The 14,601-nt window shown below is 39.5% G+C and carries 13 protein-coding genes; 9 read left to right on the top strand and 4 right to left on the bottom strand.

What is annotated here, in order from left to right:
* Positions 1 to 22: 22 nt before the first annotated feature.
* Both AC27I2_RS05855 and AC27I2_RS05860 read right to left on the bottom strand, forming a co-directional pair.
* A complete protein-coding gene (locus AC27I2_RS05855; protein WP_219422769.1) occupies positions 23 to 235 on the bottom strand; it encodes a hypothetical protein in 213 nt (70 codons plus the stop codon).
* Between the two features lie 183 nt (positions 236 to 418).
* A complete protein-coding gene (locus AC27I2_RS05860) occupies positions 419 to 2,944 on the bottom strand; it encodes an EAL domain-containing protein (protein ID WP_219422768.1) in 2,526 nt (841 codons plus the stop codon).
* Positions 2,945 to 3,137: 193 nt separating this feature from the next.
* Between AC27I2_RS05860 and queA the strand changes: the two genes are divergently transcribed.
* The 7 genes from queA (at position 3,138) to AC27I2_RS05895 (ending at position 11,423) form a co-directional block, all read left to right on the top strand.
* On the top strand, positions 3,138 to 4,169 hold the full coding sequence (gene queA, locus AC27I2_RS05865; protein WP_487203710.1) for a tRNA preQ1(34) S-adenosylmethionine ribosyltransferase-isomerase QueA: 1,032 nt from the start codon (positions 3,138 to 3,140) through the stop codon (positions 4,167 to 4,169).
* Between the two features lie 184 nt (positions 4,170 to 4,353).
* Positions 4,354 to 5,481, top strand: coding sequence for a tRNA guanosine(34) transglycosylase Tgt (gene tgt / locus AC27I2_RS05870; RefSeq protein ID WP_058403779.1), 1,128 nt, complete (start codon positions 4,354 to 4,356; stop codon positions 5,479 to 5,481).
* A gap of 25 nt (positions 5,482 to 5,506) precedes the next feature.
* Positions 5,507 to 5,842 (top strand): preprotein translocase subunit YajC, encoded by a 336-nt coding sequence (gene yajC / locus AC27I2_RS05875; protein WP_058552555.1) that lies wholly within the window; start codon positions 5,507 to 5,509, stop codon positions 5,840 to 5,842.
* 19 nt (positions 5,843 to 5,861) lie between these two features.
* Positions 5,862 to 7,721: a protein translocase subunit SecD gene (secD, locus tag AC27I2_RS05880; protein ID WP_058403778.1), complete on the top strand. Its 1,860-nt coding sequence runs from the start codon at positions 5,862 to 5,864 to the stop codon at positions 7,719 to 7,721.
* Between the two features lie 9 nt (positions 7,722 to 7,730).
* Positions 7,731 to 8,684: a protein translocase subunit SecF gene (gene secF / locus AC27I2_RS05885; protein WP_219422766.1), complete on the top strand. Its 954-nt coding sequence runs from the start codon at positions 7,731 to 7,733 to the stop codon at positions 8,682 to 8,684.
* A 129-nt stretch (positions 8,685 to 8,813) separates the two neighbouring features.
* The gene (locus tag AC27I2_RS05890; protein WP_487203711.1) at positions 8,814 to 10,601 is read left to right on the top strand and encodes a bifunctional diguanylate cyclase/phosphodiesterase; all 1,788 of its coding nucleotides are present in this window, start codon (positions 8,814 to 8,816) and stop codon (positions 10,599 to 10,601) included.
* A 12-nt stretch (positions 10,602 to 10,613) separates the two neighbouring features.
* The gene (locus AC27I2_RS05895; protein WP_487203913.1) at positions 10,614 to 11,423 is read left to right on the top strand and encodes a substrate-binding periplasmic protein; all 810 of its coding nucleotides are present in this window, start codon (positions 10,614 to 10,616) and stop codon (positions 11,421 to 11,423) included.
* A gap of 63 nt (positions 11,424 to 11,486) precedes the next feature.
* On the opposite strand, the gene suhB is transcribed toward AC27I2_RS05895, so the two are convergent.
* A complete protein-coding gene (gene suhB / locus AC27I2_RS05900) occupies positions 11,487 to 12,290 on the bottom strand; it encodes an inositol-1-monophosphatase (RefSeq protein ID WP_058403774.1) in 804 nt (267 codons plus the stop codon).
* 250 nt (positions 12,291 to 12,540) lie between these two features.
* Between suhB and AC27I2_RS05905 the strand changes: the two genes are divergently transcribed.
* On the top strand, positions 12,541 to 12,957 hold the full coding sequence (locus AC27I2_RS05905; RefSeq protein WP_138530727.1) for a VOC family protein: 417 nt from the start codon (positions 12,541 to 12,543) through the stop codon (positions 12,955 to 12,957).
* Between the two features lie 59 nt (positions 12,958 to 13,016).
* Here the strand turns inward: AC27I2_RS05905 and AC27I2_RS05910 are convergent, their stop codons facing one another.
* Positions 13,017 to 13,673: a LiaF domain-containing protein gene (locus tag AC27I2_RS05910; RefSeq protein WP_138530729.1), complete on the bottom strand. Its 657-nt coding sequence runs from the start codon at positions 13,671 to 13,673 to the stop codon at positions 13,017 to 13,019.
* 319 nt (positions 13,674 to 13,992) lie between these two features.
* On the opposite strand from AC27I2_RS05910, the gene AC27I2_RS05915 reads away from it, so the two are divergent.
* Positions 13,993 to 14,556, top strand: a complete 564-nt coding sequence (locus AC27I2_RS05915) for a BON domain-containing protein (protein ID WP_058403771.1) — start codon at positions 13,993 to 13,995, stop codon at positions 14,554 to 14,556.
* Positions 14,557 to 14,601: the final 45 nt, after the last annotated feature.

Consider the following 14,601-nt stretch of genomic DNA (forward strand, 5'->3'; position numbering starts at 1 on the left):
GCTATTAAAAAGTTAAAGCAGCCTACAATGGCTGCTTTTGACGTTCAACGTGGCTTTCAAATGGTTCCAGTTCAGGTAAAAAAAGTAAGTAAATCCATACCACTACATTAAAGTAGGGTATGCACCCTAATGCAGTAAACACCTTAACGGGGTAACCTTTTAAACTTGCATACCTGTAACATTGGTAAGCAATAATAAAGTGAATGATCAGTAATAATATAACTAGTTGCGCCATACCTTCCTCCCTAAAACCCTTGTAGCTTAAAATTAACGATGTGTTGCTAGTGGGTAATGTCATGTTTATGCAGTGTAATCCTTTAAATTACATGACATCCTCTTTATCTGATAAAGAAAGTATAGGCAAGAAAGAAGATAATGGAAGAAAAAAGTGACGTGAAATTGTTCGAATTTGTTAGTTTTAATCTAGGCTATTGTTGGTAATACTTTTATTTTGATAAATTTTTTCAAGCTCATCATTTATTTTTTCAACGGGCACTGGGCGAGCAATAAAGTAACCTTGCCCGTAGTCCACACCAATATCTTTTAAAGTAGAAAATATTTCTTTATTTTCAACATACTCTGCAACAGAGTACTTATCAAGTGAGCGGCTAATATCGTTAATTGCTTTTACTAAAGCAAGGTCAATAGGGTCATTAAGCATGTCGCGAACAAACGAGCCATCTATTTTTACATGTTGAGCAGGCAGCTGTTTTAGGTAACTAAAAGTACTAAAGCCGGTCCCAAAATCGTCTATTGAAAAGTGGCAACCTAAAGAGTTGAGTTTTTCAATCATCTTACGTGTAGCTTGTATGTTATTTATGCTTGCGGATTCGGTGATCTCAAAAATTATCCGAGTGGCGGGAACATTGTACTTTTCAAGGTTCGACTCAATGAGTGGTAGCAGTCGCTCATCTAAGAATGATTGCGCAGATAGATTAATAGCAACTTGGCTAAGTTGAGGGTATTTTGCAACACTTTCAATCGCATTTCTAATTACGCACTGGTCCATTAAAAAAGTGTCGTTCAGCATTTCTAGTGACGGAATAAACTGATTAGGGTAAATGAGAGTGCCTTTAAGTTTTAACCGCAATAGCGCCTCAAAGTACGCAACTTTTTCTGCTTTAAAATCCCATATAGGCTGGTAATGTAATTCAATATTATTTTGTTGAAGTGCTTGGCGGATTTCGTGCCCCCACTCAAGACCTGTTTGAAGCGTGTTGTTTTGCGCATCTTCTTTTGAGTAGCAATGAACTAAATTACGGCCTAAGTTTTTTGCAATATACAAAGCAATATCGGCTTGCTTTAAGCACTCATTTGGGTCGTTATTGTTTACTGTAATTTGCGTTAAGCCGATAGAGCAGCTTATTGTGTAGCTTTGCTCTTTAGACTTAAAGGTATGCTGCTCTATGGCACTACAAACACCTTCTGCAATAAGGTGCGCATCAAGTAGGTTCATATTTTTTAGAATGACGGCAAATTCATCGCCACCAATACGACACACTAAATGTTCTTTTTCAATGTTGTCTTTAAACAGCTGTGCCACATCTTTTAAGACCAGGTCGCCTTGATGATGGCCTTGGCTATCATTAATAATTTTAAAATGATCAAGGTCAATGTAAATCAAGGCATGCTCAACATCGCTGTGAGTATGTTTGGGTTTACAAATACGACTTAGCTCTTGGTCAAAGTGGTATCGGTTGTGTAGGCCAGTTAATGGATCATGTAGCGCAAGGTGGCGTAATTGAAGTTCGGCTTGCTTACGTTCGTGAATGTTATCAATAGTGACAGTGATCGTTGCATTATTACGTCTGTTTTTAATTAGCTGCAACCGACATTCAACCCAAATTTGGCCTCCCTTTTTATGTTGGAGTTTTATTTCTATTTGTTGATGATCGGTTCCACCTCCGAGTATATCGTCGATGGTTGCTTTTAGCTTTATTTGGCATTCGCCAGTATAAAATTGAGTAAGGCTTTTTTGTAGGCTCGATTTAACGCCAAATCCACTTAAGGTTTCCCAAGCTGGGTTTATAAAGCGAATTTTTCCTAACTGGTCGAGCTCAAGTACAACAGTATTAAGATGCAATAATATGCGCTGATGAGCTGAAAATAGTTCTTTATACCTTACTTCGCTTACGCTTAACTGCTCTACTTTTTGTGCAAATTCGGCGTAGCTCACCATAAAGTCTTCTCGGCGAGCGGCATGATCACATACTTTATTTAAAAATGAAGGTTCGTAAGGTGCACGAATAAAATCGGTTACGCCCGATAACAAAAGCTGCTCGGCATAGTCTGCATCAGCATTATCTATAATAGTTACAATGGCTTGCTTAGGGTTGTGCTGTAAAATATTTTCAACGAGTAAGCTAGATTCATCGGCTTTTTCTTGCGTGGTATCAAGTAACACAATAGAGAATTTTTGCTGATTGTATTGGTTAAGTGCGGCTTTACACGTTGTAACATGTGTAATAGCAAAGTTGAGTTTTAGTTCTTCACTTATAGACTCAACTTTATTGGCGTGAGGCTCTAGTAAAAGGAGGTTGAGTCGACTGCTTTTTTCTAAATGTGTAGATAAAACATTAGCCAAAACTTGCGGTAGCATGTCTTGGTTTTCAAAAGGTAAAACAGCATCGATTCCATAACTACGGGCGGTTGTTTCTGCAATTCGTTCGCAGTAAGTCGGTGGCATAAGCAAAATAGGGGTGTTTTTAGGGGTTTTTAATAGCCCGGAGCGAATCATACGAGAAAAACGCCAACCGTCTATTTTCCCCACATTCAGCCCCGTGATAATAATATCAACAGGTTGTTGCTTTAGAGTTTTAAGGGCTTCCTGGCTATCGTTTGCTTCAATAAAACTAAATACGTTAAGCTTTTTTAAAGTATCTTTAATTACCCTGCGCTCAGCACGGCTTGCATTTAAAATTAGCAAATTTAATTGTTCTGCCACGCAGGAGGTCCTAAAAATCGTAACTTACTACCATTCCTAAGGGTAATGAGTTTTGTTAGCAAGAACAAGTAGATTTGAATAATCACTTTGAATAGAAGGACGCTTAGGTTTACAGAAGTTGAGCTGGCTTCTTGAGCTTAATTGACGATAGATATACACTTGGCGCGATTTTTAATGATGTGGATTACCAACTATGCGCGTAGCTGACTTTAGTTTTGACTTACCCGATGAATTAATTGCTCGCTTTCCAAAAAAAGATCGTACGAGCAGCCGCTTATTAAGCCTTGATGGTCCAACAGGTGAGATAAGCCATAAAGTATTTAGTGATATTCTTGAGCTAGTTAACGAAAACGACTTACTCATCTTTAATAATACGCGAGTAATACCTGCGCGTATGTTTGGTCAAAAAGCATCGGGCGGTAAGGTTGAGGTCCTTGTAGAACGGGTATTGGATGAGCACCGCGTACTTGCCCATGTTCGTGCAAGTAAATCATTAAAACCAGGTAATGAGGTTATTTTAGAAGGCAAAGCTAAAGCCACTATGATTGCCCGTCACGATACTTTATTTGAACTTGAATTTGATCACAGCAAAAATGTACTCGATACACTTAACGATATTGGTCACATGCCATTACCGCCTTATATAGACCGACCAGATAATGAAGCTGATCGCGAACGGTATCAAACAGTCTACGGTGAAAAGCCTGGGGCTGTGGCAGCGCCTACAGCAGGCTTGCACTTTGACGAGTCGCTTATGGCTGCGCTTAAAAATAAAGGTGTAAAAATGGCGTTCGTTACGTTACACGTAGGTGCAGGTACATTTCAGCCCGTGCGTGTAGAGACGATTGACGAACACGTAATGCATTCAGAATATATTGAAGTTCCACAAGATGTGGTAGACGCCGTTGCACAAACTAAAGCAAATGGCGGGCGTGTTATCGCTGTTGGCACCACATCAATGCGTTCACTAGAGTCGGCTGCCAAAATACATGGCGGCAAGCTAGACACTTACTTTGGCGATACCGATATCTTTATTTTTCCGGGTTACCAATTTAACGTCGTCGATGCCATGGTCACTAATTTCCATTTACCTGAGTCAACGTTAATTATGTTAGTGAGCGCGTTTAGCGGGCAAGATAATATTATGGGTGCTTATAACACTGCAATAGAACAAAAATATCGCTTTTTTAGTTATGGCGATGCTATGTTTTTAACACGTAAATAGCACTGTTTTATTTATTATTAAATAAAAGTAACACTCAACCCCAGCATACTTGCTGGGGTTTTTAGTTGTAGATGATTATCACGATCGAATTTACCGCAGCTAATAGTATTAGCAGTGCAAAAAGGGTAGAATCGAGCGGTTAAATTATAGCTTGTTGGACTGTTTTTCCGACATTGAGGATGATATGAAATTTGAATTAGACCGCACCGACGGTAAAGCGCGCCGCGGCCGCTTGATTTTTGACCGTGGTGTAATAGAAACGCCCGCATTTATGCCTGTAGGTACTTACGGTACTGTTAAAGGTATGACACCTGACGAAGTAAAAGCAACAGGTGCACAAATTTGTTTAGGTAATACCTTTCACTTAATGCTTCGCCCTGGTACTGAAATTATTAAGCAGCACGGCGATTTGCACGACTTTATGAATTGGGATTTCCCAATTTTAACTGACTCAGGCGGTTTCCAAGTATTTAGCCTTGGCGCAATGCGTAAAATTACCGAAGAAGGTGTTTTATTTCAATCACCAGTAAACGGTGATCAAATAATGATGTCGCCAGAAAAGTCAATGGAAGTACAGCGTGATTTAGGTTCGGATATTGTAATGATATTTGACGAATGTACGCCGTATCCAGCAACTGAAAAAGAAGCTAAAGATTCAATGGAGCTGTCTCTTCGTTGGGCAAAACGCTCAAAAGAAGGGCATGGCGATAACCCATCTGCGTTATTTGGTATTATTCAAGGTGGCATGTACCCAGAATTACGTGCACAATCGCAAGCTGGTCTAGAAGAAATTGGCTTTGATGGTTATGCGTTAGGTGGTTTATCAGTTGGTGAACCTAAAAACGAAATGATGAATATTCTTGATCATTGTGCTTACAAAATGCCTGAAGATAAACCACGATACTTAATGGGTGTGGGTAAACCAGAAGACTTAGTTGAATCGGTACGTCGCGGCATAGATATGTTTGACTGTGTTATGCCAACGCGCAATGCGCGTAACGGTCACTTATTTATTACTACGGGTATTATTAAAATCCGTAACGCTGTGCATAAAACAGATACCGGTCCACTTGACCCTGATTGTGATTGCCATACGTGTAAAAATTACTCGCGCGCTTATTTACATCACCTTGATAAATGTAACGAAATTTTAGGTGCACGACTAAACACAATACATAACTTACGTTACTATCAACGTGTTATGGAAGGCCTGCGCAATGCAATTAGCGAAGGTAAACTAGAAGAATTTGTAAAAGATTTTTACGCTCGCCGCGGCCAAGACGTGCCAGAGCTTGCAGATATAAAAAATTAAACTTTAAATTTAAAGAGGAAGTATTATGAGTTTATTTATTTCAAACGCACACGCATCAGTTGGCGCTCCTGCAGCCGGTGGCGGTATGGAAATGCTAATTATGTTAGCTATTTTCGGTTTAGTTTTTTACTTTTTAATTTACCGCCCACAAGCTAAGCGCGTTAAAGAGCATAAAGGCTTAATGAATGCGATGGCTAAAGGCGATGAAGTACTAACCCAAGGTGGTTTAGTTGGTAAGATTGTTAAAATTGCTGAAGATAAAGACTTTATCGTTATCTCTTTAAATGAGCAAGCAGAAGTGACAGTACAAAAAGCATCTGTATCTGCTGTATTGCCAAAAGGCACAATGAAGTCGCTATAAAAATAATAAGGACGACCCCGTGTTAAACAAGTTTCCAGTGTGGAAGTATTTACTTGTTTTAGCTGTGGTTGCCATTGGCCTTTTATATGCTTCTCCAAACTTGTATGGCCGTGATCCGGCTATACAAGTTTCGGGTGCTAAAGGTGCTGATGTTGATCTCAGTGTTGTAGACAAAGTAAATGAAACCCTTAAAAAACATAACGTAGCGGTTAAATCAACCAAGCTTGAAGGCGGGCAAATACTTGTTCGTTTCAAAAATGTTGAAGAACAATTAAAAGCGCAAGACTTATTGCGTGACTCGCTAAGTGACGATTACATTTCAGCCATTAATATGGCGCCTGCTCAACCTCTTTGGTTAAAATCCCTTGGCGGAAACCCAATGAAGCTGGGTCTAGATTTAAGTGGTGGTGTACATTTCACCATGGAAATCGACATGGCAACAGCGGTTGATAACCAGCTTGAGCAAATGGAACAAGATTTCCGTAGCGATCTGCGTGAAGAAAAACTTCGCTATCGCAGCGTTCGTCGTGTAGCCGGCTCTGACCGCATGCGTGTTGAAATGCGTAACGAAGAAGATAAAGACGCCGCAGAGCGCTTTTTAGAATCTCGTTATCCACTTAACGTATACATTGATGACAGCAGTAACGATAATGCATTTTTTGCCACCATGAGTGAGCAAAAGCTAAAAGAGATTCGTGATTACGCCATCAAGCAAAACGAAACAATTATTCGTAACCGTATTAATCAAATTGGTGTTGCAGAGCCCAACGTACAACGCCAAGGTGCTGAACGTATTATTGTGCAATTACCTGGTGTGCAAGATACCGCTCGTGCTAAAGAAATTTTAGGCGCTACGGCGACACTTGAATTTCGTGAAGTAGACGAAAACGCTGACCCAAGCGCAGCAGCTCAAGGCCGTATCCCAGCGGGTACTGAAATGATCATGAGCCGCGACGGTTACCCTGTAGTACTTAAAAAACGTATTATTCTTGAAGGTAGCCATATCACTGGCGCGCAATCTGGCGCAGATGAATACCAACGTCCACAGGTAAGTATTTCACTCGACAGCAAAGGCGGTTCAAAAATGAATGCCTTTACTAAGCGTGCTATTGGCAAACGTATGGCAACGGTATTTATTGAATACAAACCATCAGGTAAAAAAGACGAAAACGGAAAAGCACTTCCGCCTATTAAGGTCGAAGAGGTTATTAACGTGGCAACGATTCAAGCTCGTTTAGATCGCTCTTTTCGTATTACCGGTATCGATAACCCAGCAGAAGCACATAACTTAAGTTTACTGCTTCGTGCCGGTGCGCTTGTTGCACCAATTCAGATTGTTGAAGAGCGCACAGTAGGCCCAAGCCTAGGCCAAGAAAACATTGAAGCGGGTATGACCGCGGTTGCACTTGGTTTTGCGTTTGTACTTGCCTTTATGCTTATCTACTACAAGGGCTTTGGTTTAGTAGCTAACTTAGCGCTTGCTGCTAACTTAGTGCTTATTGTTGGAATAATGTCACTTATTCCGGGTGCTACGTTAACCCTACCGGGTATTGCAGGTATTGTACTTACAGTCGGTATGGCGGTTGACGCTAACGTACTTATTTTTGAACGTATTCGTGAAGAGCTGGCCGATGGTCGTAGCCCGCAACAAGCCGTTCATTTTGGTTACGATAGCGCATTTAGCACTATATTTGATGCCAATATCACTACGCTAATTGCGGCAATTATATTGTTTGCTGTGGGCACAGGCCCAATTGCAGGCTTTGCCGTTACATTGGCTATTGGTATTTTAACTTCAATGTTTACAGCCATTGTTGGTACCCGAGCGGTGATCAACTTATTTATTGGTGGTAAACGCATTGATAAACTTTCTATTTAAGGAGCAGACATGCAAATTTTAAGTTTGGGTAGTAGAACCCTTCGTTTCATGTCTCTTCGAAAAGTAGCAATGGGCTTTTCTACGCTATTAATTGTTGCGTCGATAGTTTCAATGTTCACGAAGGGCTTGAATTTTGGTCTTGATTTTACTGGCGGCACAGCGGTAGAAGTGGGTTTTTCTCAGCCGGCAGACCTTAAAAAAGTGCGTAATGTACTTGGTGATAATGGCTTTGCTGATGCATCAGTACAGCTATTTGGTTCGAGCCAAGATATATTAGTGCGCTTAGCGCCACGTGGTAGCGACGTAAAAGCTGAAGTTATTGGTAACCAAGTAATTGATGCACTAAAGAAAGCGGACGACAGCGTAGTAATGCGCCGTATTGAGTTTGTTGGCCCAAGTGTCGGTGAAGACTTAAAAGAGCAGGGTGGCCTAGCCATGTTAACTGCACTTATTTGTATCTTAATCTACGTTGCATTTCGCTTTGAGTGGCGATTTGCTGTTGGTGCTGTAGGCGCGCTATTACACGATGTAATTATTACGTTAGGTTTGTTTTCAATTTTGGGTTTAGAGTTCGATTTAACTATATTAGCGGCAATATTGGCGGTAATAGGTTACTCACTTAATGATACTATTGTTGTATCTGACCGTATTCGTGAAAACTTCCGTAAAGTACGCATCGACGATACCGTTGAAATTATCGATATTTCACTTACGCAAACACTTAACCGTACTCTTGTTACATCAATCACCACTATTTTGGTATTGATTGCATTGTTTGTATGGGGCGGACAAACTATTCATGGTTTTGCTACTGCATTATTGTTTGGTGTATTTATTGGTACGTATTCATCTGTATATGTTGCAAGCTCAGTTGCGCTTGCAATGGGGGTGAGTAAAGAAGATTTAATACCAGAAGTAATAGAAAAAGAAGGTGCAGATCAAGATCCAATGGCAATGCCATAATCTTAAATGCATTAAAAAAACCGCTCAATGAGCGGTTTTTTGTTGCCTGAAATATAAGAATTTGAAATAAATATGTCATACACAGTTGCTATTTTATTGCTCTAATCAAAATGATAATTGAGCCCAGTAGTGACCCTTCAACGACAAGCCTTAGAGGCTATTTTATATAGCGGGGAAGTAGCCACGTTATTTCAGCCTATTTTAGATATATCTGGTCAGCTCATTCTTGGTTATGAGGCACTTAGTCGCGGTCCTCAAAGTAGCCCATTAGAAATGCCCAACACGTTATTTAAAGCTGCGCATCAAGAAGGCCTTATTTCTGAGTTAGAGCTGCTGTGCCGCTCAAAAGCAATAGAAAACTTTGTTAAGCTAAATCTGCAAGGTAAGCTTTTTTTAAATGTAAGCCCAAAAACGTTACTCGATCCTTGCCACCCAAAAGGCGAAACACGACACCTAACCGAGCATTTTGGTTTAGCGACTAATCGTGTTGTTATAGAAGTGACAGAGCAAGACAAAGTAGATAACGACGACTTATTAATTAAAACCATTGCGCATTACCGAGAACTGGGCTTTACCATTGCGATTGATGATTTAGGGGCTGGCTACTCTGGCTTGAAACAGTGGTCGGCACTACGTCCCGACTATGTAAAAATAGACCGCTATTTTATCGATCATTGCGATCAAAGTGAGGTAAAAAAAGAGTTTTTAAAATCAATTATTGTTTTAGCTAAAGCAACAAACACCTTAGTGATTGCAGAGGGCATTGAACGCTCTGAAGAGCTAGCATTGGTTGAAAGTTTAGGCATTAATAACGTACAAGGTTTTTTATTTGAACGACCTAACTTGAAACCAAGCCGTGATTTTAGCTCTGCGCAAATACAAGCCCTTACATTTAAATTATGTGATCAGTTTGACCAATCAATGGCAATTGGTGCGCTAAGCCAGCCACAAAAAGCTATTGCAAGTGATACCCGTTGCAAAAACGCGCATTTACTTTTTGAGCAAGATAAAACAATTATTAGCATACCAGTAATCAATCAACAGGGGCGGCCTGTTGGCTTACTACATAAAGACCAACTTACCGAGGTGTTTGCAGCACCCTACGGTCATGCCCTTTATGATAAGCGCCCTGTTATAGAGTTAATGGATAAACAACCCCTAATTGTTGATGAAGACCAAAAGCTAGATACGGTGAGTAAGCAAATAACTGAGCAAGACTTCGATATTAGGCGCCATATTGTTATTACTAGAGATAGCAATTATTTAGGGCTCGCGCCACTAAGAGATATTTTAAAACACATAACAGAAGAAAAAATTCGCCACGCACAGCACGCTAATCCGCTAACAATGCTGCCAGGTAATGTCGCTATTAACGAGGCTATAGAGCAAAGGTTACGCAATAAAAATAAATTTCACCTAGCTTATATTGATCTGAATCACTTTAAACAGTTTAACGATCTTTATGGCTACGCTAGTGGCGACAGTGTCATTAAATTATTGGCTGATGTAACAGTGCAAGCCTGTGTAAATAGTGCTAACTTTGTAGGGCATATTGGTGGTGACGATTTTATGGTTGTTTTTGATCAAAATGATGCGGTAAGTATTTGTAACCGTATTATTGAACAGTTTGAATATCGTTCTCGTACCTTTTTTACGCCCAACCATATAGCCAGTAAAGGTTATTGGGCTACAAATCGTGAAGGTGAAAAGCAGTTTGTACCGTTACTTACCTTATCAATAGGATTAGTTGAACCCGATTTACAGCAGTGTAAAAATAGCCATCAGGTTGCAGCATTAGCAACGGATGCAAAGAAAGAAGCCAAACGATTTCGTCATAGCTATCTTTTTACATGCAAGCGAAGGCGCCCAGCGCCTGCAGTAGTGCGATTAGCAACTAGTAAAAAGGTAATTTACTAATAGGTGATCATGATGTTGCCATTAAAGTGTATCGTATGCGTAGTTAGCTTGTTGATTGGAAATGCTGTAGCAAGCGAAGTAAATAGTGTAAAAATTCCGAAAGATCAACATGCGCATTTTGCTCGTGATGATTACCTCTATGATATGCTAACCAAGGCATTGATAAGAGCCCAATATCCTGCCGAAATAGAACTTGTTGACGTACACCCGCATCAGCAGCGTAACTTAATGTCACTTGATGACGGCTCGCTTGATTTATATTGGAGCATGAGCAGTCCTGAACGAGAGTCATTAGCCACGGCTATTAAAATTCCATTGTTTAAAGGGTATATAGGTAAAAGAGCGCTAGTTACTAATAAAGAAAATTTAGATAAATTTAAAGACATAAAAACGCTTGAGCAATTATCAAAGCTTAGTTCGGTACAGGGGCACGACTGGCCTGATATGCGCATATTGGTTAATAACGGTTTAAATGTGAGGCCATTATCAAACCTAAAAGCCATGTTTGCGCTTACTAGCCAAGGCCGCATAGATTATTTTCCGCGCTCATTTATTGAAGTAAATTCTGAGCTTTTAGAGCCACAGCATAAAAATTTACGTGTTGTGCCTAATTTATATATTAGCTACCCAACAGCGTTGTATTATTTTGTCTCTAAGGATAAACCCGAATTAGCGAAAGCGGTTGAGCAGGGAATAAAAATAATGCAGCAAAATGGCGAGTTTGATGCGCTATTTTATGAATACTTTGCAACAGATTTAAACTCCCTTCCTTATACAAAAGGGGAAACTATTGAAATTAAATTGGTAAACCCTTACTTTTAAAAACAAAAAAGGAGCCTAGGCTCCTTTTTTAGTTGTACCAATTATATTGGTAAAAGCAATTTATTAGCGAAGTAACGACTCAGTTAACACTGGACGAATTTCACGAATAATAGCTTGAGTCAGTTTTGGTGCGCCACAAATGATATTGCCACTGTGGTTATAGTTATTACCACCAGCAAAATCGACAACCATACCACCCGCTTCTTTAACCATTAGCTCGCCTGCAGCAGAGTGCCAAGGTTTTAAGCCAATTTCAAAAAAGCCATCAACACGGCCAGCTGCAACATACGCCATGTCTAATGCAGAACAACCTGCACGACGAATATCAGCAGTATGAACAAATAACGCTTTAAACGCTTCAGTGTATGCGTCTGTATGTTGTTTATGCTTAAAAGGGAAGCCCGTTGCTAAAACTGTACCAGCAAGAACGGTTGTTTTGCTTACGCGTAAACGTTTGCTGTTAAGTTGTGCGCCTTGACCTTTAGATGCAGTGAAAAGCTCACCACGGATTGGATCATAAATAACGGCTTGGTCTAAACGACCTTTAACTTTAAGTGCAATAGAGATTGCGTAATGTGGGATACCTTTGATGAAGTTTGTTGTTCCATCGATAGGATCTACAATCCATTGGTAATCATCATCCTTGCCTTTATGTTCACCTAGTTCTTCGCCCACAACAGAGTGAGTAGGGTAAGACTGTAAAATAGTGTCACGGATTACGGCTTCGGCTTCTTTATCAATATTAGTTACTAAGTCGTTAGCGCCTTTTTGTTGCACTTCAACTTTTGATAAGTCTTCGCTAGCGCGAAGTAAAATTTTGCCTGCGTTACGCGCAGCGCGAACCGCAATGTTTAACATTGGATGCATGGAGTTACCTTTGGGTTGTAAAAGAACGTTTGTATATTTCAGCCGGCGTATTTTAGCTACTTTTGACATAAAGTAAACAATAAACCCTAAATACTTGTGAGTGTTTTTTGTACAGCATTGAAAGTGTTGCACATTTAATTTAAATCATCGTGTATCTGCTCTATTACATATAAAAACTATAAAAAAGCACTTTACCTAAAGTTAGCTTGAGGTTTTATGATGCGTTTAAATTAACTCACAAGGACACAGTATGTATTTAGAACACGTAAACTTAGTTGTTAAAAACATCGATACCATGATTCGTTTTTACCAAGCTATTTTCCCGCATTGGGTAATACGAAGCGAAGGACGGGGTGATTGGTATGGAAAACCAAGGCGTTGGATCCACTTTGGTGACGACACGCAATATATAGCAATGAGCGATCATGGTGAGGGTGAAAACAGAGCGCTTTCAGGACATCAAGTTGGTTTTGCTCACTTTGCTTACGTAACGGCTAATTTAGATAATACGGTATCACGTTTAAATAAAGCGGGTTTTGCAGCATATAAGCACGGTACTAAAAATCCATTTAGAAAAAACATCTACTTCAGAGACCCTTCGGGTTTTGAGGTTGAGTTTGTAGAGTATTTGTCCGATGTTCCTGCTGAGCGAAATAATGATTTATAAGCCTGCAATTATAATATGGCTGCTAAAAAGCAGCCATATTAAAGCAAATACGGTTGTACTTATTTGTTACTTACCCCTAGCTGTGCCTTCAAATCGTTTGCAAAGCTAATAAACTTTTCTTTTATGGTACGCTTTACCTTTACTTCAACCGACCCTAATATTGCTTTGCCTTCAATATGAATGGTAGGGCCTTGGCGCTTATTTAATGTGACTGATTTGTTTTCTAAGGTGCTTAAAATACAAAACATTTTAGACACTACATTAACATGCTCGGGTACATAAATTTCGTCGCTACCAAAAATACAATTAACATGAATTGTCACGTTTTGATGTGTAAATATAGCGTCGGTGAAATCGAGTACCACAGAGCCCATATAATTATTTAGGTAAATATTTTTAGGCACTACCCATTGTCCGCTTCTCTCGTTTGAGCCCAAAATACTACGAAGTGTAATATCGTCATCACTATGCTGTTGTGCACTGTAATTTGGCGTAAACTGCGATTGTTTTTCAGCTTTGTATTGCTTGTCGGTATTAAGTGTTAGGTCTTCTACTAACGTTAGCAGCACTAAATTGTCTTTGGCGTCCATTGCTTGATCTAATCGTCTTTCAAATGCCTCAACCGATATAACGCCATGGCTATAGTTATAAATTAACTGATCAATCACCTGTTCGCGTACTTGCTCTATTGGGCGGTCTTCAACTTTAACTGACATGAGTAATTCCTTATTGTATTTGCTATTAGCTAACTAGATAGCAAACCGTATACCACAATTAATTTTATTTATAATCAATGATTTAGTTTTATAGTGCTGAATTGTTAGTTGTTATATTAACGATACATTAACCAAAATAGCAATAATCTAGTAATTTTCACACTTTGAGAAAGTTTTACTCACTTCCCTGTAAATAGGGGGAATACGCCAAAGCTGTAACAATACAAATTTATCATTAAGTGATTGATTTTTAATGTTAAATAAAGTTGGCTTGATGTTCGCATTAGTTAAAGTGTCTTTAATCAAAAGGAGAAAGATTATGAAAACATTTAACAAATCTATTATCGCCGCGTTAGTTCTTGGTACAACAGCAATGGGTGCACATGCAAACAGCTGGGAAAACGAAAGTAAAGATGCTTGGATTGATGGCAAGGCAGAAACTGTGCTTCTTATGAACACAGACCTAAACAACTTTGACATAAACACTGATGTAACAAATGGCAAGGTAGTACTTACAGGTAAAGTTGATAGCGAAGTAGAAAAAGAGCTAGCAGAAGAACTTGTACTTAGTCTAGATGGCGTCATGGACGTTGAAAACAGCCTAACCGTTGTTAAAAACATGAGCGCTAAACATACAGATTCTAAAATGATGGATGATGATAACGACCTAACGGACGCTAAAATCACCACCGTTATTACAACACGTTTCCTATTTGATTCAGAAGTAGGTGGAACCGATATTGATGTAGATACCGATAATGGTGTTGTTACATTAAACGGTTCGGTTGAATCATCAGCGGAGAAGCAGTTGGCAATCGAAATTGCTAAAAATGCTGAAGACGTTCGTGATGTGGTAGATAACTTATCTATCGTAGCTGAATAACGTTATACTCAAAGCCCAGCATTGCTGGGCTTTTTGTTTTTAATT

The organism is Pseudoalteromonas sp. NH0006-46 (assembly GCF_057547735.1).

Excerpts from the sequence above, each read along its gene's own strand:
- secF (WP_219422766.1), top strand. The coding sequence starts at position 7,731 with ATGCAAATTTTAAGTTTGGGTAGTAGAACCCTTCGTTTCATGTCTCTT.
- AC27I2_RS05905 (WP_138530727.1), top strand. The coding sequence starts at position 12,541 with ATGTATTTAGAACACGTAAACTTAGTTGTTAAAAACATCGATACCATG.
- AC27I2_RS05895 (WP_487203913.1), top strand. The coding sequence starts at position 10,614 with ATGTTGCCATTAAAGTGTATCGTATGCGTAGTTAGCTTGTTGATTGGA.
- yajC (WP_058552555.1), top strand. The coding sequence starts at position 5,507 with ATGAGTTTATTTATTTCAAACGCACACGCATCAGTTGGCGCTCCTGCA.
- AC27I2_RS05910 (WP_138530729.1), bottom strand. The coding sequence starts at position 13,673 with ATGTCAGTTAAAGTTGAAGACCGCCCAATAGAGCAAGTACGCGAACAG.
- AC27I2_RS05915 (WP_058403771.1), top strand. The coding sequence starts at position 13,993 with ATGAAAACATTTAACAAATCTATTATCGCCGCGTTAGTTCTTGGTACA.
- tgt (WP_058403779.1), top strand. The coding sequence starts at position 4,354 with ATGAAATTTGAATTAGACCGCACCGACGGTAAAGCGCGCCGCGGCCGC.
- AC27I2_RS05855 (WP_219422769.1), bottom strand. The coding sequence starts at position 235 with ATGGCGCAACTAGTTATATTATTACTGATCATTCACTTTATTATTGCT.
- queA (WP_487203710.1), top strand. The coding sequence starts at position 3,138 with ATGCGCGTAGCTGACTTTAGTTTTGACTTACCCGATGAATTAATTGCT.
- suhB (WP_058403774.1), bottom strand. The coding sequence starts at position 12,290 with ATGCATCCAATGTTAAACATTGCGGTTCGCGCTGCGCGTAACGCAGGC.